Genomic DNA, 23,706 nt, shown 5'->3' on the forward strand with positions numbered 1-23,706 from the left:
GTGGCGATCGAGGACGTCACGCTTACGCCGTTGGCATCCTCGACAACGTGAGCGCAGCCACGATGGTGCTCACGATGATCTCCATCGGCGTGCCCGGTCCGAAAATCCCCTGCACGCCGCACTGGCGCAGCAAGCGCCTGTGGTCTGCCGGAACAATGCCGCCGACGAAGACCGGCACATCGAGCGCGCGCTGCCGCAAGGCGTGTAGCAGCACCGGCAGCAGATCCAGATGCGCGCCGCCCAGCGTGGAGATGCCGATGGCATCGAAGTCGCCATCGCAGGCGGCAGATACAACCGCCTCGGCCGACTGGAACAGCGGCGTCAGTTCGACGACGAACCCGGCATCCGCAAGCCCGGCCGCCACCGCTTTCGCACCGCGGTCGTGGCCGTCCTGGCCGAGCTTGGCCACGAGTATCCGGGGCGCACGGCCAAGCCGCTCGCGCAGCGCACTGACGCACTCGCAGGCCGCCAGCCATTCCGTGTTGCCAGCGCGAGCCGTGCCGTACAGCGCAACGTCGTAGGACGCCCGGACAGTATGGCGCGGCCAGACCTGGAGCAGGGCCCGGGTACATTCCCCGACCGTGGCGCGGCAACGCATGGCATCGATCGCACAGGCTAGCAGGTTGCGGCCGCCGCGCCTGGCCGCTTCGGTCAGCGCCGCCAGCGCATGCCGGACCGCGGCGTCATCGCGGCGGCTGCGCAGCGCGTCCAGGCGGCGTGCCTGTTGCACGCGCACCTGGGTACCGTCGATCTCCAGGCATTCCTGGCCATTGTCGTCGGGCTCCTGGTAGCGGTTGACACCCACCACGACCTCTTCCTGCGCATCGAGCCGAGCCTGCGTCCGCAGCGCGGCCTGGTGGATGCGCCGCTGCACCCAGCCGGATTCGAGGGCTGCCAGGATGCCACCCTCAGCGTCGATGTGCGCCTGCACCGCGCGAACCTCCGTCACCATGCGGCCGGTCAGCGACTCGATCAGGTAGGAGCCCGCCCACGGGTCCGCCACGTCGCACAGGCCAAACTCATGCTGGAGGATCAGCTGCGTATCGCGGGCCAGCCGCGAGGCCTGCGCGCCCGGCAAAGCCAATGCCTCGTCAAAGCCGTTGGTATGCAGCGACTGCGTACCACCGAAGATCGCGGCCATCGCCTCGATCGTGGTGCGCGCGACATTGTTGAGCGGCTGCTGCGCGGCGAGGGTCCAGCCCGAAGTCTGGCAATGCATGCGCATGGCGGTGGCGCGCGCGCTGGTGCCGCCCAGCTCGCACACGATGTCGTGCCACAGGAGCCGCGCGGCGCGCAGCTTGGCGATCTCGACGAAGAATGGCTTGCCGACGCCGAAGAAGAAGCTCAGTCCGCCGCAGAATGCATCGACATCAAGGCCGCGCTCTCGCAGCAGGCCGACATAGGTCCTGGCATTGGCCAGTGTCAGTGCCAGTTCCAGCACCGGATCGGCGCCTGCTTCCTGGAAGTGATAGCCCGAGATCGACATGCCGTTGAACTTCGGCGCATGCGCGGCCAGCCATTCGACCACGTCGGTGGCGATGCGCAGCGACGGCTGCGGCGCATGGATCCAGGTGTTCCGGACCATGAACTCCTTGAGGATGTCGTTCTGGATGGTGCCGCGCAGCTGTTCGAACGGGACGCCCGATTCCTCGGCCGCGACCAGGAACGCTGCCAGTACTGGCAGCACCGCACCACTCATGGTCATCGATACCGACACACGGTCCAGCGCAATGCCATCGAACAGGCGCCGCATATCGTCGACCGAGTCGATGGCCACGCCGGCCATGCCGACATCGGCCTGCGCCAGTGGATCGTCGGAATCATAGCCGCGATGGGTCGGCAGGTCGAAGGCCACCGACAAGCCCTGCGCGCCCTGCTTCAGGGCCTCGCGATAGGCGAGGTTCGACGTCACGGCGTCGCCGTATCCCCCGTACTGGCGGATGGTCCATGGCCTGCCGCGGTACATGGAGGGATAGGGGCCACGAACGAACGGGGCCTCGCCGGGCATGCCGCCCAGGTGGCCAAGACCAGTCAGGTCGCCGGGCCCGTAGACCGGCTTCAGCTCAAGGGCGCCTGCCGGGTCATCCCGTTTCGCGTTCATCGTTGCCTCCACCGCTTCTGCGTGACCACATCTGCGATCTTCTCGCCGTCGCGGCTGCGCTGGATCTCACACCAGTGCGTCAATCCTTCCTCGTCCTCGCGCAGCGCGGAGAAGATCAGCTCCAGCGACTCGCCGACATTGACGTTGCCATGGAAGAACAGGTCCCGCGCGAACACCGTGGGCGGATCCGCGTCGCGGCGCCATTGCCATTCCGCGCGATCGACCATGGCCTGGAAGCTGGCGAAGTACAGCAGGTCGGCGCCATTGAAGTCGTTGCAGGGGCACGGCAGGTACTCGGCCGCGTGGCAGACGCGATGCCGGGCCTGATCGAGCCCGAGATGCGTACCCCAATCGCCGCAGCGAAAACGCCGTGCCAGCAGCGATAGTTCCGCCGCCTGTGCCGACGGGCCGGCGCCGGCCCACTGCGCGGCCACGGTCGGCATGGTGCGCACGACCGAGCAGTTGTCCCGCTCACGCGTGCGGCGGATGAAGGTGGACAGCATCGTCACGCTGGCGCGGCGGCCCCCCTGCATGTCGACCGCGTGTTCGCTGAGGTGCTTCACGCCACCCGCTGGCACGATGCGCGAACCGATGCTGAACTCGGCGTGCTCGCCGACCGTTTGCGGCGCGGCATCGCGCACGCGGATCGCGGTGAACGCCGCATACACCGGATTGCCCTCGGCATCGCGGAAGTCCGGCACCCCCAGGCCGGCGCCGGCGGCCAGCAGGCGCCAGTGCAGGTCGCCGCAGGTCTTCAGCAGCCAGTTCTCTGACAGGCCGGTGTATGCCAACTGGGGCATGCCGGCCACATGGCGCGAGACGACGGCTTCCATGTCAGGCGGCCAGCGCGGTGTCGGCCCGGCCTGCGGCGACCAGGGCGGCCAGGTACTCGGCGTCGCGCGCGATGCCGGAGAATCGCCCCGATCCCCACGTGTGCAGCCAGGGCAGGCCAAGGAAGTACAGGCCGGCGTGTGCGGTCACGCCACGTTCGTGGCCCGGATAGCCGCGGCCGTTGAACACCGGCACTTCGAGCCAGCTGAAATCCGGTCGGAAGCCGATGCACCAGATGATCGAACCAATGCCGGCTGCCTGGGGATCGAGTTCGGTGCGCTCGGCCGGCGGCGTCCACACGGGCTCATAGACGCTCGGCGGCGACGCCTCGATACCTCGCTCCGCGATGAACTTGTCGATGCTCGCGTTGATGCGGTTGTAAGTCGCATCGGCATCGTCCAGGTTGCGACGCAGGTCCGGCGCAAAACGCAGTTGGCCTTCGAGGTAGTCGTCGAGCAAGCCGTAGAGCTCCATGCCCTCAGTGGCAAACCTGCGCAGGTCGATATCGCGCCCGCCGTCGCGGCCGGTGACATAGTGATTGGTGTTGTCGCGAACGCCCTCGCGCAGCGGATGCTCGGTGACCGGCAGGTCGTAGTATTTCATGTCCGCGAGCCAGTCCACGACGTCCCGCCCGCGATAGAAGCGCGCGCAGCGCGGCGCCTCGCCGACGGCCAGGTACACCTTGCGGCCGGCCAGGTGCAGGTCTTCCGCAATCTGCGCGCCCGACTGGCCCGAGCCAACCACGAGCACCGCACCCTCGGGCAGCGACTCGGGATTCCTGTATTCGGACGATTGCAGTTGCCGGACCGACGCCGGCAGGCGCTCGGCCATGCGCGGCACGATCGGCGTGTGATAACCGCCCGAGGCCACCACCACCTGGTCTGCGGTGAATGCACCCTGGCTCGTCACCACGGCAAATCCCCCCTGAGCGCGCGCCTTCACTTGCCGTACCTCGGTGTGCTCGAGCACCGGTGCGCCGACCGTCCGGATAAAGCCATCGAGATAGGCCGTGATCTCATCCTTCTTCATGAAGCCGTGCGGATCATCACCCTGGTAGGGATAGCCCGGCAGCGCGCATTGCCAGTTCGGCGTCACCAGGCAGAACGCATCCCAGCGTTGCGTGCGCCAGGTATGCGTGACGGTGTGCTTCTCGATGATGAGATGATCGATGCCGGCCTGCTTCAGGAAGTAGCTCATCGATAGTCCGGCCTGGCCGCCGCCGACAATGATGACGCCGTAGTGCCTGGGTTCTGCGGCCTGGTCCGGATTGGTGTAGATGACGTTGGACATGTTGGATCCTTTAAGGCGAGGAATTTGAAGAACGGCTAGCTGCCAAAGCCGAGAAACCGGACGGTGGCGCCGTCCTGGCCCCGGAACCGCTGCGCGGCGATTTCCAGGATGCGGAGCTGGTCCATCGCGGACGAGCAGGCGTAGCCATACCTGGCACGCACCCGCTCGGAAGCGGCGCCCAGCGCGGTACGCGCGCGCTCGACGAACTCGTCCAGCGGATACGCCGCCCCTTCGGCAAAGTGCTCCGTGACGATCGAGGATGGGGAATAGCAGGCCATCTCGGTCTGGTCAGGCCAGCGGATGCGGAAATAGGTAACTGGCATGGCAGGTCTCAGGTTGGGGAATCAATCGGCGTGGCCAGGCGCGTCGGCAGGATGAACCCCGCCTCGCGGAAGTCCCACAACGTGGCCCGTTCGCCGGCGTGCGTGAGCGTGGCGACACGGGAATCGTCGATGGCGCCGATCTGGGCGCAGGCAATGCCGCGATCGAGGAAGCGGCGTTCGACCGCCTGCGCATCGTCGTCATTGACGGCCAGCAGGAAGCCATAGCTGGGGAATGCCGTCAGCCATCGCTCCAGCGGCACGCCATCGGGCCGCGGAATGCGCTCCAGCGCGATGCTGGCGCCCACCCCGGAGCATTCGAGCAGCATCAGCGCGGTGCCGAGCGCACCCGCCATGCTGATGTCCTTGGCCGCGGTGCAAAGGCCGTCTTCGGCCAGCACCGGCAAGAGTTCGAGATCCGCGCGCAGTCGTTCGCCCGGCGCGCCCGTCGATGCGTTCCAGAACGGGTACGGCTCCGCGAACGCGCCGCGCAGGTCCACCGCCATCAACAGGCGCTGCCCGGGACGCGCCGCGAAACTCGACAGCAGCTTGCGCGCCCGGCCAACGATCGCCACGGCAAGCTGGCTTTCCTCGCTGCGCGCGTTGCTGTGACCGCCGACGATCGGCACGCCATAAGCGGCAGACGCCGCTGCCATGCCCTTGAGCACTTCAGCGGCGTCGGCGGCGCCATGGCTCCATAGCGCATCGACCACGGCCGTCGGCCTGCCGCCCATCGCATAGATATCGCTGATGTTGACCATGACCGCGCTGTAGCCGGCGAACCACGGCATCGTGCGGATGAAATCACTGACCAGTCCTTCAATGGCGAACAGCAGGTAGCCGTCGCCATCCCGCCATGCCGCGCAGTCGTCGCCGACATCGACAGCCATGGCCGCGTTGCGTCCGGTGGCCGCGGCGCCGAGTGGCGACAGCATGGCCGGGATATCGGTCTTATGCGCAAAGCCCCGGCTGCTGCGCAAGGTGTGTACGAGGTCGTCGAGGCTCATCGCACGGCCCTGCCTTCCGCAATCAGGCCCGCGTGCGGCGTATGACAAGGCGGGTAATGGTTCAGGTCTGCCTGCATCAGGTGGTGAGGCCGCCCGAGCAGCGTCTCCTCTGCCAGGACGTGCCAATGCAAGCGCCTGAACAAGGGCACGTTCTGGCTCTGCACGTGCGCAAGGAAGCGCCGGCAGCCGATCGCGTGGGCGCTGCTCACCGCCAGGCGGATCAGCGTCGCACCGATCTTGCCCTGGCTTCGGTATGCCGCATCCACCGCAAGCCGCGAGCCGAACCACACGCCCGGCTCACTTTCATGGATGCGAACCGTGCCGACCACGGTGCCGGGATGGCGGGGCAATTCCGGCTCGAAGCGCACCGCCACCAGCAGTTGCGCCACGTCGTCCACCGCGTCCCGGTCGTCGCCCGCGAAGATGCCCTGCTCCTCACAGAACACGGCCTGGCGCAGGCGATAGGCCTGCTCCGCCTCCCAGGCGTGCTCCGCCCAGCGGATGCGGAACATCGGGCTGCCCGGCACCTCGACGCAGAGATCGCTTTTCATGATGTCGCTCCGTCGGTCGCCAGTGCCGCCTCGCGCTCGTAGGTGGCCAGTGACGAGCACGCGCCGCACTTGCCGCAACCCGCCTTGATATCCGACGAGCGCATGCCGGCGGCGCTCAGCATGGCGCCGAGCGGTTGCAGGATCGACTGCATGAAGGCCGGCGAGGGTGCCGGGTGGTCCTCCAGCGGCGTGCCGGAGATCGGCACGAAAGGCACCACGAACGGATACACCCCGAGTTCGATCAGCTCGCGCGAGATCGACAGGATGGCTTCCGCGGTGTCGCCGAGTCCCGCGAGGATGTACGTGCTGACCTGCCCCCTGCCGAACACGGTAACGGCGGCCTTGAAGGCTTCCATGTAGCGGCTCGGCGGCACCGCCGCCTTGCCCGGCATGATGCGTTCGCGCAGCGCCGGCGTGACGACCTCGAGGTGCATGCCGAGCGTGTCGATGCCGGCTGCCTTCATGCGCTCAAACCAGCGGTCGTCGTCGGGCGGCTCGCACTGCGCCTGGATCGGCAGGTCGACCGCGGCCTTGATGGCGAAGGCGCTCTCGCAAAGAATAGCCGCGCCCCGGTCCGGCGTCGGCGGCGTGCCGGTGGTCAGCACCATATGCCTGACGCCGTCGAGCAGCACTGCGGCGCGCGCCACTTCGGCCAGTTGCTCCGGCGTCTTGCGCGCGATCGTGCGGCCCGCCGCCAGCGACTGGCCGATCGAGCAGAACTTGCAGGTCTTTTTGCGGCTCTCGTAGCGGATGCAAGTCTGCAGCACCGTGGTGGCCAGCACATCGGCGCCATGCAGCGTGGCGATATGCGAGTACGGGATGCCCTCCAGGGTCTGCAGCGCATGGAAACGCGGCGCCTTCGGAAAGCTGATGCTGGCAATCGGGATGGTGCCGCGCATCAGCGCGCTGCGCCCCGTTCCGTCGGGCGCCTGCGCCACGAACGGCGAGTGCCACGCGGTACTGGTATGCACCGGCACCATGATGGTCACGCCGTCGATGGTGACCGCCTTGTGATCGGACGGACCCGCCCCGCCGCGCCGGCTGGCCGCGCCGGCATTCGGGTCTTCCAGGCGCAGCCCGACGGACTGCAGTTCAGTCATCAATTGCCGGCTCGAAGCCGGCACGCTCGCGCTGGATGTCATCGCGGATACTCCCATGGAAGTTGGAGAAGGCGCCTGCCATCGGCACTGCCGTCGCCGCCGGCCGCTCATTGATGGCAAGGCTTAGCAGTTCCGGGCGCGCGTAGTGGCCCACCGAATCCATCATTCGCTTGCGCTTGGTGATGAGCGACATGTCGAGGTCGGCAATGACCATGCCCTCGCCCTCGCGCAACGGCGGCGCCAGGTGCTGGCCCTCCGGCGAGATGATTGCAGTGTTGCAGCCGCCGCGCAGCGCCTTCTGCAGCGCCGGATCGGTGGTCACGGAGGCGATCTGCGCTTCGGTCAGCCAGCCGGTGGCGTTGACCACGAAGCAGCCGGATTCCAGCGCGTGATGCCGGATCGTGACTTCGATCTGCTCGGCAAAGATCGGCCCGACCAGCGAGCCCGGGAACTGGCTGCAGTGGATTTCCTCGTGCTGGGTCATCAGCGCATAGCGGGCCAGCGGGTTGTAGTGCTCCCAGCACGCCAGCGCGCCGACGCGGCCGATCGCGGTGTCCGCGACCTTCAGGCCGGCCGCATCGCCCTGCCCCCAGATCATCCGTTCGTGGAAGGTGGGCGTGATCTTGCGGCGCTTGACCGCGAGGTTGCCCTCGGTGTCGAAGATAAGCTGCGTGTTGTACAGGCTGCCGTGGTCGCGCTCGTTCACGCCGAGCACCACGACCATGCCGTGCCGGCGTGCGCGCCCGGCGACGGCATCGGTGACCGGGCCGGGCACCACCACGGCCTGCTCGTACAGCCGCATGTGGTCGCTGCCGGAGTGCACCGGCGGCCGTACGAAGGAGAAGTACGGGTAGTACGGCACGAAGGTCTCCGGGAAGACGATCAGCTGCACGCCTTTCCCGGCGGCCTCGTCGATCGCCTCGCAGACCTTGGCCAGCGTGCCTGCGCCGCTCTCGAGGTCGGGCGCGATCTGGACCGCTGCCGCGCGCACAATGCGTTTCTGTGACATGGTGGCACCTGCCCTTTTGCTCAGACCGTCCAGGTATCGATGATCAGCGCGTTCTCCTTGCGGTGCAGCAGCTTGAGGTCGAGCACATCGAGCGGATTGATCGGGCGGATGCCCTCGATCAGCGAGGCCTCGCCGTGGCCGTACAGGGCCTGCAGGGCGAAGCGGCAGGCGTAGACCTTGCCGCCCTCGTCCATGAACTTGGTGAGCTGCTTGTTGAAGTTCATATGCCCGGGGAATGCCTCGTCGCCAAGCGTCGGGAAGCCGCGCTGAACGCCAAGGTTCACGCCGGGGCCGTACAGCAGGATCGAGGTCTCGAAGCCCTTGCGCAGCAGGCGCGTGGCCTGCAGCATGTTGACGAAGCCGATCGAGCCTTCGAAGGCGACGGTGTGGAAGGTCACCAGCGCCTTCTCGCCGGCTTCGGCCTTTACGTCCTCGAATACCTTCTCTTCATAGTCGACCAGGAAATCGCCCTTCTTGTGGGCCGGTTTGCTGACAGCAGGCATGCTTCTCTCCGTTGCGTTGATGGGGCAGTGCGGCCGACCGATCCCTTGCCGATCGACCATTCGGCGCCAGGCCGAACACGCCAACATCCGCAACCGATGTGCCACGCAATGCCCACAGTCATGCGATCAATCTCCAATCAAGCCGAAGCTGACCAAATGATCGGCCCAATGATCGCAACGGCTTTGGCCATGGATGCCACCAAAGGCGCACAGCGCACGCCATGACGGCTTCGCCACAATGCACATTTTTGAACGGGAACCAGCCGCCTGGTGCGCACGCGTGGTGCATCCGCGCTGATATCGCACCATCATTGAGAACTTCCGATGCAATCGCTTGTGCGGCTTGGTAAGCGATCATTCGGGTGCTACCCTCAGGGCACTGAATGCCATCGCATCGCGCAGCGGGAGACCACGGTGTCCAACCTGACCAGCCATTGGGTAAAACGTATCGCCGGCAGTGCCAAGCCGGCCTATTTACTGATTCCGGACCTGATCGAGGAGGCACTGGCCGACGGCCAGTTGCGCGCGCGCGACCGGCTGCCGCCGCTGCGCGACCTGGCCGAAGCGCTGCAACTGAACTACACCACCGTGGCGCGCGGCTACAGTGAAGCGAGGAAGCGGGGATTGATCGACACCAAGACAGGAAGTGGCACCTACGTGCGCGGACGTGCGCCCGCGATGCCGCTGCGCGGCGGCACGGGTGCGGAGATGTCCATGAACATGCCGCCGGAGCCGCCCGCGATGACAGCGCGGCTTCGTTCCGCCATGGCGCAACTGCTGGAGGCTGCCGATCCCTACACGCTGCTGCGCTACCAGGACTTCGGCGGAACCCCGGCCGATCGCTCGGTTGCTGCGAAATGGCTGCGCCGCTGGGTGCCGGCATGCAGCGCGGACACCGTGCTGGTCACGCCCGGCATCCACAGCGCGCTGGTTGCACTGCTGTCGCAGCTCGCACGGCCGGCGCAGACCATCTGTGCCGACGCGCTGGCCTACCCCGGCATCAAGGCCATCGCCGCGCAGCTCAATATCCAGCTACAGGCGCTGCCCGGCGACGAGGATGGCCCGTTCGCCCACGCCTTCGAAGCCATGTGCAAGACACAGAAGCCGGCGGCGCTCTATTGCAATCCGACCATCCAGAACCCGAGCACGCGCACCATGCCGCAGGCACGCCGCGAGCAGCTCGCCGAAGTCGCGCTGCGCTACAGCGTGCCGATCATCGAGGACGATGCCTACGGCATGCTGCCGCTGCGGGCACCACAGACGTTTGCCGCGCTCGCCCCGGAACTCACCTATTACGTCACCGGCCTGTCCAAATGCCTGGGCGCCGGGCTGCGCATAGCGTTCCTGCACGCCCCCACCGCCCGGCAGGCGCAGCGCCTGGCTGGCACCCTGCGGGCAACGACGGTGATGGCGAGCCCCATCAACACATTGCTCGCTACATCCTGGATCAAGGACGGAACTGTGGACGACATGCTCAAGGCCATCCGCGCCGAAAGCGCGGCGCGGCAGTTGATTGCGCGCCATGTGCTCGAGGGCCTGGCCTATGACGCGGACCCGGAGGGCTTTCACCTGTGGCTGCCGATCCCGGCGGCTTCAGCGTGGAGCCCGTCGGAACTGGCGCTGCACTTGCGCTCGCGCGGCATCGGCGCGGTATCGGCCGCCGCCTTCTCGACCGACGGCAACCCGCCCGATGCGATCCGTGTCTGCCTGGGCGGCCCGGGCGAGCGCGATGAGATCGAGGAGTCGCTGCGGATCATCGCGGAAACGCTCGATAATCCGCATCACTTGCATTCAGCGATGCTGTAGCCGGGGGGGCTCCCCTTGACCGCGCAGCTTTCCGCTGTTCGGCGCACTGGTCCGGCGGGGCGTTCAGGGCGCTATCCCCTGGCCGACTCCGTCGCGGCTTCGTCGATCAACGCTGCAACCTCGGCTGGCTTCGAAGCCAGCGAAGCATGGCTTGCCGCCAGAGTCACGACCTTCCGGGGATTGAGCCGGGCCGACATCTTCCGTTGGTTTTCGGGGGCGATCATTCTGTCTTCGCTGGAAATCTGGTACCAGGACGGCTTCTTTTTCCAGGCCGGCGTCGTGATGACGTCGCCGAAGGTGCTTGCAAGCGGCGCCTTCTGCGTCACCGCCATCACCAGCGCGTCGTCGGGCGAAAGATCCTGGCAGAAGCTCTCATGGAACTTATCGGACTTGAGCCACAAGTAGCCGTCGCTGTCGGGTTCGAGATTGGGCGCCGCAACCGGAAGATGCTGATGCGTAATGCCACCGGGGCTCTCCCCCGCATCTGGCGCAAACGCCGCGATATACACAAGCCCCACCACATTGGGCTGGTCACCCGCCTGGGTAATCACCGCACCACCGTACGAATGCCCCACCAGCAGGACCGGCCCCTTCTGCTGGGCAATCATCTTGCGGGTACGCTCGACATCGTCAGCAAGCGATGTCAGCGGCATTTCAACGGCGCGGACGTTCGTATACCCCTTTCGCGCCAGTTCGACGATGACTTTTGCCCAATGCGCGGCACCTCCCCAGAAACCGTGCACCAGAATGATCGAGGGCTTGCTCATGATCTGACTCCTATCTGCCAATGAAGGCTGTAAGCCGAACAATGCAACACGCTGCAGTCCCTCGGCAGTCGGACTGCGCTCCAATCGATTCCACCCAGACGCTGGCTCATCAGCCCTGATCCCCGCCGCCAACTGGCAAGACCGTGCCGGTAATGTACGAAGCCTCGTCCGAGGCGAGAAACAGGATGGCATGGACCTGCTCGTCGATCGTGCCATAGCGGTGCATCAGGCTCGAGGCCCTGGTCTGGTCGACAATGGCCTGGTACCAGATGGCCTCCTGCTCGCTCTGCACTGCCATGTTGCGCGGAATCCTGCGCGGCGGCGCCTCGGTGCCGCCGGTGGCCACGGCGTTGACGCGCACGCCTTCGTGCGCATGCTCGAAGGCGAGGCTGGCCGTCAGTGCGTTGACGCCGCCCTTGGCCGCCGCGTAGGGCACGCGGTGGATGCTGCGCGTGGCAATCGACGACACGTTGACGATGACGCCCTGCCGGCGCGCGACCATGCCGGGCAGCACCGCGCGGCAGCACCACAGCGTGGGGAACAGCGAGCGCCGGATCTCGGCTTCGATCTGGTCCTCCTCATAGGCCTGGAAGGGCTTGGCCCAGATCGTGCCGCCCACGTTGTTGACGAGGATGTCGATGCGGCCGAAGGCTGCTTCGGCCGCCTGCGCCATCTGCGTGGCGCCGGCATAGCGCTCCAGGTCGGCGTGCACTGCGATGGCCTGCCCGCCCGCAGCAACGATCTGCGCCGCGACTTCATCGACCAGCGCCGATCGGTCGACCAGCACCACCGAGGCGCCCTCGGCGGCGGCGGCCTGTGCGACGCCGCGGCCGATGCCTTGTGCGGCTCCGGTCACGATCATGGCTTTGCCGGCAAAGCGTGTAGCAGTTCTCATGTTGTCGTGCTCCTTGCTCATGCCGCGTTGCTGGCCGAGAACTTCTCATAGTAGAAGCCGGCGGGCGTGATGCCGCTCTGCTGCAGCCAGCCGCGCACGGCCTCCACCATCGCCACGGGGCCACACAGGTAGATGTCGACATCGCCGCCGTTGAGCCATTCCGGCTCCACATGGGCTGTGACATAGCCCTTGCGTGGGTGGCTACTGGCAGCGTCGGCGACGCAGGTACGGTATTCGAAGCCGGGCAAGGCACCCTGGGCCGCATCGATGCGTGACAGCGCCACCAGGTCGATGTCGTTGGTGACCCCGTAGACCATGCGCACCGGCTGCGCACAGCCGCTGGCGGCCAGCACATCGAGCATCGACAGGAACGGGGCGATGCCGGTGCCGCCGGCCAGGAACAGCACCGGCCGTGTCACCGCGCGCAGGTAGAAGCTGCCGTACGGACCCGAGAACGCCACGCGCTCGCCGGACTTGGCCTGGCTGGTCAGCCAGGTGCTCATCCGCCCTTCCGGCACGTTGCGCACCACGAAGCCGGTGCGCGCGCTGCCGGGCGCGGAGCTGAAGGAATAGGAGCGCGTCTGCCCGGTGCCCGGGATCTCGACATTGACATACTGGCCGGGCAGGAAGTCCAGGCCGGCGGCCTCGTCCAGGTCGATGGAAAAGCCGATGGTCGAATCGGAGAGCTGTTCCAGCTCGGCCAGCGTCCCCTGGTAGGTGGTGACGCCGGTCTTGCACGCGGCCGACGAGGCGGGCACGCGAATCACGCAGTCCGAACGCGGGCGCGTCTGGCAGGCCAGCACGTAGCCCTGGCCAGCTTCCTCCGCGGTCAGCGCATCTTCGATATAGCTGGATTCGGGCAGGTCATAGCTGCCCGACTCGCACAGCCCGCGGCAGGTACCGCAGGCGCCGTCGCGGCAGTCCAGCGGGATATTGATCTGCTGCCGGTAGGCGGCATCGGACAGGGTCTCGTGCTCGCCGCAGGTGATGAACCTGGTGACGCCGTCTTCGAATTGCAGGGCGATGGTGTGTTCCATGGCGCGTTCCTCCAGCCTGGATCAGATGTGATAGATGTCGATGACCTGGTTGATGTAGTCGTTCTTGAGCACGACATACTTGTCCAGGATGCGCGGCTGCGCGCCGGAGAGGTCGAGCGTGTAGCGCGACATGCCGAAGTAGCTGTAGGTGGTCTGGTAGCGATGGCTCAGCGTGTGCCAGTTGAAACGCACGGTGCAGGTGTCGCCCGCCACCCCGAGCACTTCCACGTTGCTCAGGTTGTGGCTGGTGCGCGTGTCCGGAATAGTGGCGCTGGAGCGCTCGGTCTTGATGCGGAACACGCGATCCTCCAGGCCCTGGCGGGTCGGGTAATAGATCAGCGAGATCTCGCGCTGCGGGTCGGTGATCAGCTTGCCGTCGTCATCCCAGCAGGGCATCCAGAACTTTGCGTCGGGGTGGTAGCACGCAAGCCATGCGTCCCACTCTTCGTCATCCAGCAGCCGTGCCTCGCGGTACAGGAAGGACTGGATGGCGGCCATGTCGACCGGTTGGTCGAGGGTGATGTCGGCGGTGCTCATGCTGCGCTCCCTGCGGCGGCGTCGGTGGTGTCGGTGGCTTCATTCGCGGCTTCGGCGGATTGCTCTGCCACGGCCTTCTTCATCACGTCCAGCCAGTAGCGGTGCTGCACCGTGTAGAGGCCCTCGTCCTCGGTGCGCACCCCGCTCATCACGGGCTTGAGTCCGATGCGCTGCGCGGCCTCGTCGGCACCGTCGATCCAGTGCTTCGCGCCGCGGCACATGTCGTTCCAGGCCAGTGCCTGCCCGGCGTAGCCCTGCTGGCAAGCGCGGAACTCCTCGAGGTCGTCGGGGGTGGCCATGCCGCTGACGTTGAAGAAGTCCTCGTACTGGCGGATGCGGCGCGCGCGCGCCTCGTCGGATTCTCCCTTCGGCGCGATGCAGTAGATGGTGACCTCGGTCTTGTCGACGGCCAGCGGACGCAGCAGGCGGATCTGCGAGCCGAACTGGTCCATCAGGTAGACGTTGGGATAGAGGCACAGGTTGCGAGAGTTCTGGATCATCCAGTCCGCGGTCTCGGCGCCGCAACGCTCGGCGAATTCCTCGCGGCGGCTGAAGTTGGGGCGGTCCTCCGGGTTGGCCCAGCGCGTCCACAGCAGCATGTGGCCATGCTCGAAGGCGTAGAAGCCGCCGCCCTGCTGGCCCCACTTGCCGGCGTCCATGGCGCGGATCTTGTCTTCCTGCGCGTTCTTCTGCTTGCGCTGGCTGGTGGTTGCGGCGTAGTTCCAGTGCACCGCCGACACGTGGTAGCCATCGGCGCCGTTCTCGGCCTGCAGCTTCCAGTTGCCCTCGAACGTGTAGGTGGACGAGCCGCGCAGCACCTCGAGCCCGTCGGCCGACTGGTCGACGATCATGTCGATGACGCGCGCCGCTTCGCCCAGGAAATCCTTCAGCGGCGGCACGTCAGCGTTCAGGCTGCCGAACAGGAAGCCGCGGTAGTTCTCGAAGCGCGCCACCTTCTTCAGGTCGTGCGAGCCTTCCTTGTTGAAGCAGTCAGGGTAGCCGGCGTTCTCGGGATCCTTCACCTTCAGCAGCTTGCCGCTGTTGTTGAAGGTCCAGCCGTGGAACGGGCAGGTGTAGGTGGCTTTGTTGCCGCGCTTGTGGCGGCACAGCATGGCGCCGCGGTGGCTGCACGCGTTGATGAAGGCGTTCAGTTCGCCCTGGCGATTGCGCGCGATCACCACCGGCTGGCGGCCGATATGGGTGGTGTAGTAGTCGTTGTTGTTCGGGATCTGGCTTTCGTGCGCCAGGTAGATCCAGTTGCCCTCGAAGATGTGCTTCATCTCGAGTTCGAACAGCTCTTCGTCAGTGAAGGCCGCGCGGTGCAGCCGGTAGTCGCCGCTTGCCTTGTCTTCCACCAGGAAGGTATCCAGGTCGAGGCGCTTTGCGCCGGGGCGAACGGGGGCCTTGCCCTCCGGATAGATGGGGATCATGGAGTTGTCTCCTGCCGATGTCTTGTCGCCGGGGCGGCGCTGCGCATGGCGCTGCCGCCCGGACTGGATCTGCCGGCCCGCGCGGCGGGCGGCATTGCGGAAAATCAGGCGGCGGCGCGCTGGCGCTCCACCTCGGCGGCGGGGGCGCCGGCCTGCTCCGGCAGCAGCCGGAAATCGAAGTCGATCGAGGCGAGCGGCTTGTCCACGCCGTGTTTGTCGAGCGCGGCGGCTTCGGTGACGCGGGTCACCGCCGGCACCAGCCCCTCGCGGCTGGCGAAGGCGAAGTCGTCCCACAGGTATTCGTCGCCGTCGATGTTGATCTGCGTGGTCAGCTTGCGGTGGCCGTCCGCCGACACGAAGAAGTGGATGTGGGCCGGGCGCCGGCCGTGGCGCGCAAGCTGGTCCAGCAGGCGCTGGGTGGTGCCTTGCGGCGGGCAGCCGTAGCCGTTGGGCACGTTGCTGCGGAACTGGTAGCGGCCGTTTGCATCGGTGACGATGGTGCGGCGCAGGTTGAAGTGCGACTGGGTCTTGTCGAAGAACGAGTAGTTGCCCATCAGGTTGGCATGCCACACCTCGACCCTGGCGCCGGGCAGCGGCTTGCCGTCGGCGCCGTACACCGTGCCTTGCATGAACAGGACCTCGCCCTTGCCGTCGTCACTACCATCATCGAGCCGGGCAAAGCCGGTGCTTTCCGGGGCGCCGGCCACGTAGAGCGGGCCTTCGATGGTGCGCGGCGTGCCGCCGGTCAGGCCGGCGCGGGCTTCGGCCTCGTCGGCGCGGACGTCGAGAAAGCGTTCCAGCCCCAGGCCGGCGGCGAGCAGGCCCAACTCCTGGGTGGCGCCCGCCTCGGCGAAGTACTCGATGCCCTTCCAGACATCGCTGGCGCTCAGGTCGAGGTCCTCGATCGCCTTGAACAGGTCCGCGGTCAGGCGGACTACCACCTGCTGCACGCGCGGGTCGGGGGTGCCTTGCGTGCCGGTGGCGACGATAAAGCTGTGGACCAGGGCGTCGATTTCCGAGTGAGTCATGGGGGTCTCCATAGTTGTGGTTGGGTCCCGGTTCATGCTTTGCAGGTATCGAGCTTGTCTTCCGGGCACGGATGGAGCATAGTCAACGGCAGTTTTGGCAGTCCAACACTGATTTAGTATCCCATCGATACTCAGGAGGTATAGACTTGGAATTGCGGCACCTGCGTTACTTCGTGGCGGTGGCAGAGGAACGCAACTTCACCCGGGCGGCCGAGCGGCTGCATATCGCACAGCCGCCGCTGTCGCGCCAGATCCAGCAACTGGAGGACGACCTGGGTGTGCAACTGTTCGAGCGCCACTCGCGCCCGCTGAAACTGACCGACACCGGGCGCTTCTTCTATACCCACGCGCTGCAACTGCTGGCCCAGACCGCGGAACTGCAGGCGATGACCAAGCGGGTCGGCAAGATCGAGCACAAGATGTCGGTCGGCTTTGTCGGCTCCACGTTGTATGGGATGCTGCCGCGGATCATCCGGCGCTTCCGGCAGATGCACGCCGATCTCGAACTGAGCCTGCACGAGATGTCGACCATGGACCAGATCAAGGCGCTCAAGGAGGGGCGCATCGATGTGGGCTTCGGGCGCATTCGCCACGAAGACCCGTCGGTGCGGCGCGTGGTGCTGCGTGAGGAGCGCATGATCGTGGCGCTGCCGGTCGGCCATCCGCTGGCTGACGCCAAGCCCGAGCTCGCGCTGCACGACCTGGTCGGCGAGCCGCTCATCATCTTCCCCAAGGCGCCGCGCCCGAGCTTTGCCGACCAGGTGCTGGCCGCCTTCCACGACCGCGCCCTGAAGCCGCGCCGCCTGCACGAGGTGCGCGAGCTGCAAATCGCGCTCGGGCTGGTGGCGATGGGCGAAGGCATCTCGGTGGTCCCGAGCAGCGTCTACGGGCTCAAGCGGGGCGACGTGACCTACAAGGAACTGGACGATCCCAAGCTGGTGTCGCCCATTATCATGAGCACGCGCATGCTGGACGAGTCGGCCGACCTGCGCTCGCTGCGGGACATGATCTACCAGCTCTACGAGGATGAGGGCATGGCCTACCTGCCGCCGCCGAAGGAATAAGGCGCAACGGGCGGTTCATACTCTGTAGGTATGAAATCAGACGCCAACGGTCTTGGACACCCCAAAAATAGCCCTCCATACTCCGGTGCAACGTTCAACTGCATCAGGAAGGTATGAAAGTGGCGACGCAGCAAAGCATCACGGCCATCGAGTCCATCGAGGCCATTCTGGTCGATCTTCCGACCATCCGGCCGCACCAGCTCGCCATGGCGACCATGCAGCGGCAGACGCTGGTGATCGTCCGCCTGCGCTGTGCCGACGGCATTGAAGGCCTCGGCGAGGCGACCACCATCGGTGGACTTTCCTACGGCGACGAGAGCCCCGAGGGCATCAAGCTGACCATCGACAGCTACCTTGCACCGGCGCTGCTGGGCCAGGATGCGGCCAATGTGCATGGCGCCATGGCGCGCCTCGGCAAGGTCGCACGCGGTAACCGCTTCGCCAAGTCGGCGCTCGAGACCGCACTGCTGGACGCGCAGGGCAAGCGTCTCGGCGTGCCGCTGGCGACACTGCTGGGCGGCGCCGTGCGCGACACCCTGCCGGTGCTGTGGACGCTCGCCAGCGGCGACACCGCGCGGGACATCGACGAGGCCGAGCGCCTGCTCGCCGAGCGCCGCCACGATACCTTCAAGCTCAAGATCGGCCGGCGCAGCGTGCGCGAGGACGTCGCACACGTTTCCGCGATCAAGCGCGCGCTGGGCGAGCGCGCGCGTGTCACGGTGGACGTCAACCAGGCCTGGAACGAAGCGGATGCCGCCACCGGCATTGCCATGCTGGAGACCGCCGGCATCGACCTGATCGAGCAGCCCACGCCACGCGAGCAACGCGCCGCGCTGGCGCGCCTGGCGGCGCGTTTCGTGGTGCCCATCATGGCCGACGAAGCGGTGTGCGGGCCCGAGGACGCGATGGAACTGGCCCGCATCGGCGGCGCCGACGTGTTCGCCCTGAAGATCGCCAAGTCGGGCGGCATCTTCGGCATGCTGCGCACGGCCGCGGTGGGCGATGCGGCCGGCATCGCGCTGTATGGCGGCACCATGCTCGAAGGCAGCATCGGCACCATTGCCGCCGCCCACGGCTTTGCGACCCTGCCGCAACTGGCGTGGGGCACCGAACTGTTCGGCCCGCTGCTGCTGACGGACGACATCGTCGCCGAGCGCCCCGTCTACCGCGACTTCGCGTTGCACCTGCCGCAGGGCCCCGGCCTGGGCATGGCGCTGGACGAGGACAAGCTCGCCCACTACCGGCGCGACCGCGCCTGATTCCCTGCCATCAGACCCCATCAGAATCGAAGCGAGGAGACACCAATGCTGTATCTGGTACGAATGGACGTAAGCCTGCCGCACGACATGCCCGCCGCGCAGGCGGAGGACATCAAGGCGCGCGAGAAAGCCTATGCGCAGGACCTGCAGCGCCAGGGCAAGTGGCAGCAGCTCTATCGCGTGGTGGGCGAGTATGCCAACTACAGCGTGTTCGACGTCGAGTCCAACGAGGCGCTGCACACGCTGCTGTCGGGGCTGCCGCTGTTCCCGTACATGAAGATCGCCGTCACGCCGCTGGCGCCGCATCCTTCATCGATCCGCTGAGGGAGCCCACGTCATGCGCTTTGCCACCCGCGACGGGCTTCGCCTTCACTATGAACTTAACGGTCCGGCCGGCGCGCCGGTGCTGGCCCTGTCCAACTCGCTGGGCACCACCCTGTCGATGTGGGACCCGCAGATGCCGGCGCTGCTGGAGCGCTTCCGCGTGCTGCGCTACGACACGCGCGGCCATGGCGCCTCCGGCGTGCCGGCAGCGCCGTTCGGCATGGCCGAGCTCGGGGCCGACGTGCTGGCGGTGATGGACCATGCCGGTGTCGAGCACGCCCACTTCTGCGGCCTGTCGATGGGCGGCATGACCGGCATCTGGCTGGCACGCCACCATCCCGAACGCTTCGGCCGCTTCGTGCTGGCCAATACCGCGGCGCTGATCGGCCCGGCGTCCGGCTGGAACACGCGCATCGAGCGCGTCAGCAACGAGGGCATGGCGGCAATCGCCGGGGGCGTGCTGGCCCGCTGGTTCACGCCGGCCGCGCTGGCCGGCGATCCGGCGCACATCGCGCCCGTGCTCACCATGCTCGCATCCACGGATGCCGATGGCTATATCGCCAACTGCGCCGCCGTGCGCGACGCCGACCTGCGCGGCCTGCTGCCAGGCATCCGCTCGCGCGTGCTGGTGATCGCGGGCGTGCAGGATGCCGCCACCACGCCGGAACAGGGCCGCGAGCTGGCGCAAGGCATTGCCGGCGCCGAATACCTCGCGCTCAACGCCGCGCATTTGTCCAACTGGGAGTTGCCCGAGGCGTTTTCGCACGCGGTGATCCACTTCCTGTCACAGGCGTGATGCCATACATCCTTACCGGAGCCGACATGACCCAGCCCTGCATCATCTCCGTCGCCATCACCGGCTCGCTGCCGCGCAAGCGTGACAACCCTGCCGTGCCGATCACTGTCAGCGAGCAGGTCGAATCCACCCAGGCCGCCTTCGAGGCGGGCGCCACGCTCGTCCACCTGCACGTGCGCAATGACGACGAGACGCCCTCCTCCGAGCCCGACCGCTTTGCCCGCGTGCTGGAGGGCATCCGCAAGCATGCGCCGGGCATCATCACGCAGGTCTCCACCGGCGGCCGCTCAGGCGCGGGAAGGGAGCGAGGGGGAATGCTGTCGCTGCGCCCGGACATGGCGTCGCTTGCCACCGGCTCGGTCAATTTCCCCACTCGCGTCTATGACAATCCGCCAGACCTGGTGGACTGGCTCGCCGCGGAAATGAAGGCCTACGCCATCAAGCCCGAGATTGAGGCCTTCGACCTGTCGATGATCTTCCAGGCGGTGGCCATGCAACAGGCCGGCAAGATCGACGGCGCACTGCATATCCAGTTCGTGATGGGGATCAAGAATGCGATGCCGGTCGATCGCGAGGTGCTTGCCTTCTACGTGCACACCTTGCGGCGCCTGGCACCCGATGCGACCTGGACCGGCGCCGGCATCGGCCGGGACCAGCTGACGATGGCGCGCTGGTCGCTCGAACTGGGCGGCCATTGCCGCACCGGCCTGGAAGACAATGTGCGGCTTGACAAGCAGACACTGGCGCCCTCCAACGCCGCGCTGGTCAGCCAGGTAGCGGCCTTGTGCGAGGAATATGGGCGCCCCGTGGCGACAGTGGCCCAGGCGCGCGCGCTGCTGGGGCTGCCATCAATGGAAATCGACGGGCGTTCGCCCTGGTAGATTAAGGCCTATTCGAAGACGTGCAGGGCCGCCAGCAGGCGATCGCGTATGGCGGCGCATGAATCCGGCAAGGGTCCCTCGCAAGAACTAGATCAGTGGATTAGTGGACCGGCGCTTCAAGGCGCGCCGCACGTCAACCGTTGCCCGCCCTTCTCAATGCCGCGCCGACTTCTCCATAGAATGCGCGCAATTTCTCCACCTCGACGTCTACAGGCAGCAAGGCGGGCCACAACAACGCCACCATATCCCTGGCCGTCTCCTCGATATCCACTTGCCGCTGCCGGGCGATCGCGTCCCACAGGATGTGCTCCATCGGGCCGAGGATTGCCGAGCGCAGCAGGCTCAACGGCAGGTCATCCCGGATCTCGCCGTTGTCCCGCGCCCGCGCCAGCAAGTCCATCAACGGTGCCGTATAGCGGCGCTGCAGCGGTACGAACACCTCTCCCAGCCCCGGCCCTTTTGCACGCCCCTCCGACAACACCAGCGCACACAAGCCCGTCCCCTGGATCAGGAACAACCTCAGGTGTGTCCTGACATAGAACTCCAGCTGCACCTTTGTGCTTTGCCCGTGCGGCATGCCTTGTTCCACGGTGCTGATGATCTCGTCATACCAGTCCTCGATCACGCGTGCGCATAGCTCGCGCTTGCCATGGAAGTAGGTGAACACCGTGCCCTCGGAGATGCCCAGGCGCTGGGCGATCTCGGTGGTCGTGGTCCGCTCATAGCCGAGCTCGGCGAATACCTCGCGGCTGACGCGCAGGATGTCCCGGATGCGTTGTTCCGCCTTGGCGCCCGCCGGCACACGGCGGGGCGATGTGACGTCTTCCATCTTGATTGAGTCCTTGCTTGCCCGAAGGCGAGATTATAGGGCCGGCTCAGCCCTGACTTGAGCTTTACTCAATTTTAGGTTGCCATTTCGATTGGCACCATGTATTTTTCGATCATCGCACCAACGGGTGTCAGGCGAGCCTCGAAGGAATAGCCAAAAATAAAGCAACCGCGCCGCAAATATTCGGGAAAACCCGGAGACGCCACCCCAGAATCCATCGATGCGCTGTTTATTGAGTAACACTCACAAATATCCAACGTGACGAACCACAACCGGGCTTTGGAGACAAGTATGACGATGCAGGCCGAGTCCTCTCCCACCATCCTGCCGATTGGCGGGCTTTCGCATGTGAGAGGGGACACCACCATTCCGCTGTCGGAACAGACCGTGCCGGAGTTGCTGGCGCAAACGGTGGCTCGCTATCCCGAGCGGAAAGCCGTTGCCTTTCGCGAGCAAGGGGTGCGCTGGAACTGGCGCGAATTCTCCGATGCCGTGGACGCACTGGCGGCAGGCCTGCACACGCTGGGGCTGGCCAGAGGCGACCGAGTCGGCATCTGGTCCCCCAACCGGGTCGAGTGGCTGGTCACCCAGTTCGCCACGGCGCGGCTGGGGCTGGTGCTGGTGAACATCAATCCCGCCTACCGCCTGTCCGAGCTGGAGTACGCGCTGAACAAGGTGGGCGTCAAGGCGATCGTCGCGGCGGAAGCCTTCAAGACCTCACGGTACCTGGAGATGCTCCAGGTACTCGCCCCCGAACTGGCCACCTGCGCGCCGGGCGAACTGCAGGCGGCGCGGCTGCCGGCACTGCGCTGCGTCATCCGCATGGGCGACGACCATACACCCGGGATGCTCCGCTATGCCGACGTGATTGCGCGCGGCACAGGCGTGGCTCGGTCGACGCTGGATGCCATCACGGCACAGCTGGACCGCCATGACCCGATCAACGTGCAGTTCACCAGCGGCACTACCGGTGCGCCCAAGGGCGCCACGCTGACCCATCGCAATATCGTCAACAACGCACGCTTCATTGCCATGGCGATGCGTTTCTCCGAGCAGGACAAGCTCTGCATCCCGGTGCCCTTCTATCACTGCTTCGGCATGGTCCTGGCGGTGCTGGCCTGCGTGTCCTCCGGCGCGGCAATGGTGTTCCCCGGCCAGGCCTTCGAGCCGGAAGCCACCATGCAGGCAGTCAGCGAAGAACGCTGCACGGCATTGCATGGCGTGCCGACCATGTTCATTGCCCAGCTCGATCACCCGAACTTCGCGAGCTACGACTTCTCTTCCCTGCGCACCGGCATCATGGCGGGGTCACCCTGCCCGATCGAAACCATGAAGCGCGTGGTGTCGCAGATGCATATGTCCGAGGTGACGATTGCCTACGGCATGACGGAAACTAGCCCGGTCTCCTTCCAGAGCAGCACCACCGATCCCCTGGACAAGCGCACGACCACGGTGGGCCGCATCCAGCCGCACCTCGAAGTCAGGATCGTGGATGCGACAGGTGCCACGGTTCCCGTAGGAGAAACCGGCGAGCTGTGTACCCGCGGCTATTCGGTGATGCCGGGCTACTGGGATGACGAGGCGCGTACCGCCGAAGCCATTCGCGACGGCTGGATGCACACCGGCGACCTCGCCACCATCGACGCGGAAGGCTACTGCAACATCGTCGGCCGCGTGAAGGACATGCTGATTCGTGGCGGCGAGAACATCTACCCGCGCGAGATCGAGGAGTTCCTGTTCCGCCATCCGAAGGTCCAGGCGGTCCAGGTGTTCGGCGTTCCCGACCAGAAGTACGGCGAGGAGGTCTGCGCGTGGATCGTGCTCAAGCCCGGCGCGAGCGCCACGGAGGACGAGATCCGCGATTTCTGCCGCGACCAGATCGCGCACTACAAGATCCCGCGCTACATCCGCTTTGTCGACGAGATGCCCATGACCATCACCGGCAAGGTACAGAAATTCGTGATGCGCGAGCGCATGACGCAGGACCTGAAACTCAGCGAATCCAGGACGGCCTGACGCGCTGGCGCCGGTGCACGGCGCCAGCCAATCCCCCCGCTCCCACAGACAACACCAGAGACAACACCGCTATGAACACCCTCCCCGGCCTCAAGTTCGACCTCGGCGAAGACATCGAAATGCTGCGCGATTCCGTGCGCGCCTGGGCTCAGGCCGAGCTGGCCCCGCGCGCCGCCGAGATCGACCGCACCGACCAGTTCCCGATGGACGCCTGGAAGAAGATGGGCGACCTGGGCGTGCTGGGCATCACCGTGGCCGAGGAATACGGCGGCGCCAACATGGGCTACCTGGCGCACATGATCGCGATGGAAGAAATCAGCCGCGC

Annotated in this window: 24 protein-coding genes; 8 read left to right on the top strand and 16 right to left on the bottom strand. The window is 66.3% G+C overall.

Features of this window, described 5'->3' with window-relative positions; translation table 11 throughout:
* Positions 1–22: 22 nt before the first annotated feature.
* Genes scpA through AC3WRR_RS27925 form a run of 9 tightly spaced genes read right to left on the bottom strand, consistent with a single transcriptional unit; the run spans position 23 to position 8,712 of the window.
* Complete coding sequence (gene scpA / locus AC3WRR_RS27885; RefSeq protein WP_492298674.1) at positions 23–2,101, bottom strand: methylmalonyl-CoA mutase; 2,079 nt, start codon at positions 2,099–2,101, stop codon at positions 23–25.
* Entirely contained in the window at positions 2,098–2,934 is an 837-nt protein-coding gene (locus tag AC3WRR_RS27890) for a Pnap_2097 family protein (RefSeq protein WP_492298676.1), read from the bottom strand. The genes scpA and AC3WRR_RS27890 overlap by 4 nt, the downstream gene beginning before the upstream one ends.
* Position 2,935: 1 nt before the next feature.
* Positions 2,936–4,222 (bottom strand): MSMEG_0569 family flavin-dependent oxidoreductase, encoded by a 1,287-nt coding sequence (locus AC3WRR_RS27895; protein WP_010811747.1) that lies wholly within the window; start codon positions 4,220–4,222, stop codon positions 2,936–2,938.
* 35 nt (positions 4,223–4,257) lie between these two features.
* Positions 4,258–4,545 (bottom strand): MSMEG_0570 family nitrogen starvation response protein, encoded by a 288-nt coding sequence (locus tag AC3WRR_RS27900; RefSeq protein ID WP_010811746.1) that lies wholly within the window; start codon positions 4,543–4,545, stop codon positions 4,258–4,260.
* Positions 4,546–4,553: 8 nt separating this feature from the next.
* Positions 4,554–5,549, bottom strand: a complete 996-nt coding sequence (locus AC3WRR_RS27905) for a sll0787 family AIR synthase-like protein (RefSeq protein ID WP_011615422.1) — start codon at positions 5,547–5,549, stop codon at positions 4,554–4,556.
* A complete protein-coding gene (locus tag AC3WRR_RS27910) occupies positions 5,546–6,100 on the bottom strand; it encodes an MSMEG_0567/Sll0786 family nitrogen starvation N-acetyltransferase (protein ID WP_492298679.1) in 555 nt (184 codons plus the stop codon). Before AC3WRR_RS27910 ends, AC3WRR_RS27905 begins: the two co-directional genes overlap by 4 nt.
* Complete coding sequence (locus AC3WRR_RS27915) at positions 6,097–7,200, bottom strand: MSMEG_0568 family radical SAM protein (RefSeq protein WP_492298681.1); 1,104 nt, start codon at positions 7,198–7,200, stop codon at positions 6,097–6,099. The genes AC3WRR_RS27910 and AC3WRR_RS27915 overlap by 4 nt, the downstream gene beginning before the upstream one ends.
* Positions 7,193–8,209, bottom strand: coding sequence for a Nit6803 family nitrilase (locus AC3WRR_RS27920; RefSeq protein ID WP_010811742.1), 1,017 nt, complete (start codon positions 8,207–8,209; stop codon positions 7,193–7,195). The genes AC3WRR_RS27915 and AC3WRR_RS27920 overlap by 8 nt, the downstream gene beginning before the upstream one ends.
* A gap of 20 nt (positions 8,210–8,229) precedes the next feature.
* Positions 8,230–8,712, bottom strand: coding sequence for an MSMEG_0572/Sll0783 family nitrogen starvation response protein (locus tag AC3WRR_RS27925; RefSeq protein ID WP_010811741.1), 483 nt, complete (start codon positions 8,710–8,712; stop codon positions 8,230–8,232).
* 414 nt (positions 8,713–9,126) lie between these two features.
* Between AC3WRR_RS27925 and AC3WRR_RS27930 the strand changes: the two genes are divergently transcribed.
* Positions 9,127–10,518 (top strand): aminotransferase-like domain-containing protein, encoded by a 1,392-nt coding sequence (locus AC3WRR_RS27930; protein ID WP_011615425.1) that lies wholly within the window; start codon positions 9,127–9,129, stop codon positions 10,516–10,518.
* Between the two features lie 71 nt (positions 10,519–10,589).
* Here AC3WRR_RS27930 and AC3WRR_RS27935 read toward each other — a convergent pair whose 3' ends face one another.
* From AC3WRR_RS27935 to catA, 6 genes are all read right to left on the bottom strand, one after another.
* Positions 10,590–11,285, bottom strand: a complete 696-nt coding sequence (locus tag AC3WRR_RS27935; RefSeq protein ID WP_492298682.1) for an alpha/beta hydrolase — start codon at positions 11,283–11,285, stop codon at positions 10,590–10,592.
* 109 nt (positions 11,286–11,394) lie between these two features.
* Complete coding sequence (locus tag AC3WRR_RS27940) at positions 11,395–12,180, bottom strand: 1,6-dihydroxycyclohexa-2,4-diene-1-carboxylate dehydrogenase (protein WP_492298684.1); 786 nt, start codon at positions 12,178–12,180, stop codon at positions 11,395–11,397.
* A 17-nt stretch (positions 12,181–12,197) separates the two neighbouring features.
* Positions 12,198–13,217, bottom strand: a complete 1,020-nt coding sequence (gene benC, locus AC3WRR_RS27945) for a benzoate 1,2-dioxygenase electron transfer component BenC (RefSeq protein WP_058698656.1) — start codon at positions 13,215–13,217, stop codon at positions 12,198–12,200.
* A gap of 21 nt (positions 13,218–13,238) precedes the next feature.
* A complete protein-coding gene (benB, locus tag AC3WRR_RS27950) occupies positions 13,239–13,754 on the bottom strand; it encodes a benzoate 1,2-dioxygenase small subunit (protein ID WP_011615429.1) in 516 nt (171 codons plus the stop codon).
* Positions 13,751–15,184, bottom strand: coding sequence for a benzoate 1,2-dioxygenase large subunit (gene benA / locus AC3WRR_RS27955; protein WP_010811736.1), 1,434 nt, complete (start codon positions 15,182–15,184; stop codon positions 13,751–13,753). Before benA ends, benB begins: the two co-directional genes overlap by 4 nt.
* Before the next feature lie 104 nt (positions 15,185–15,288).
* Complete coding sequence (gene catA, locus AC3WRR_RS27960; RefSeq protein ID WP_041687384.1) at positions 15,289–16,212, bottom strand: catechol 1,2-dioxygenase; 924 nt, start codon at positions 16,210–16,212, stop codon at positions 15,289–15,291.
* Between the two features lie 146 nt (positions 16,213–16,358).
* Between catA and AC3WRR_RS27965 the strand changes: the two genes are divergently transcribed.
* The 5 genes from AC3WRR_RS27965 (at position 16,359) to AC3WRR_RS27985 (ending at position 20,536) form a co-directional block, all read left to right on the top strand.
* Positions 16,359–17,276: a LysR family transcriptional regulator gene (locus AC3WRR_RS27965; protein ID WP_010811734.1), complete on the top strand. Its 918-nt coding sequence runs from the start codon at positions 16,359–16,361 to the stop codon at positions 17,274–17,276.
* 113 nt (positions 17,277–17,389) lie between these two features.
* Complete coding sequence (locus AC3WRR_RS27970; RefSeq protein WP_492298686.1) at positions 17,390–18,535, top strand: muconate/chloromuconate family cycloisomerase; 1,146 nt, start codon at positions 17,390–17,392, stop codon at positions 18,533–18,535.
* A gap of 45 nt (positions 18,536–18,580) precedes the next feature.
* Positions 18,581–18,859, top strand: a complete 279-nt coding sequence (catC, locus tag AC3WRR_RS27975) for a muconolactone Delta-isomerase (protein ID WP_010811732.1) — start codon at positions 18,581–18,583, stop codon at positions 18,857–18,859.
* A 13-nt stretch (positions 18,860–18,872) separates the two neighbouring features.
* The gene (gene pcaD / locus AC3WRR_RS27980) at positions 18,873–19,655 is read left to right on the top strand and encodes a 3-oxoadipate enol-lactonase (RefSeq protein WP_058698659.1); all 783 of its coding nucleotides are present in this window, start codon (positions 18,873–18,875) and stop codon (positions 19,653–19,655) included.
* 26 nt (positions 19,656–19,681) lie between these two features.
* Complete coding sequence (locus tag AC3WRR_RS27985) at positions 19,682–20,536, top strand: 3-oxoadipate:acetyl-CoA acetyltransferase (protein WP_010811730.1); 855 nt, start codon at positions 19,682–19,684, stop codon at positions 20,534–20,536.
* Positions 20,537–20,669: 133 nt separating this feature from the next.
* Here AC3WRR_RS27985 and AC3WRR_RS27990 read toward each other — a convergent pair whose 3' ends face one another.
* Positions 20,670–21,365, bottom strand: coding sequence for a TetR/AcrR family transcriptional regulator (locus AC3WRR_RS27990; protein ID WP_492298687.1), 696 nt, complete (start codon positions 21,363–21,365; stop codon positions 20,670–20,672).
* Positions 21,366–21,656: 291 nt separating this feature from the next.
* On the opposite strand from AC3WRR_RS27990, the gene AC3WRR_RS27995 reads away from it, so the two are divergent.
* A complete protein-coding gene (locus AC3WRR_RS27995) occupies positions 21,657–23,381 on the top strand; it encodes an AMP-binding protein (protein WP_058698660.1) in 1,725 nt (574 codons plus the stop codon).
* Positions 23,382–23,452: 71 nt separating this feature from the next.
* On the top strand, positions 23,453–23,706 hold a 254-nt coding region (locus tag AC3WRR_RS28000; protein ID WP_492298689.1), incomplete at its 3' end, for an acyl-CoA dehydrogenase family protein.

This window comes from Cupriavidus sp. FW305-3-2-15-C-LB2 (genome assembly GCF_058787575.1).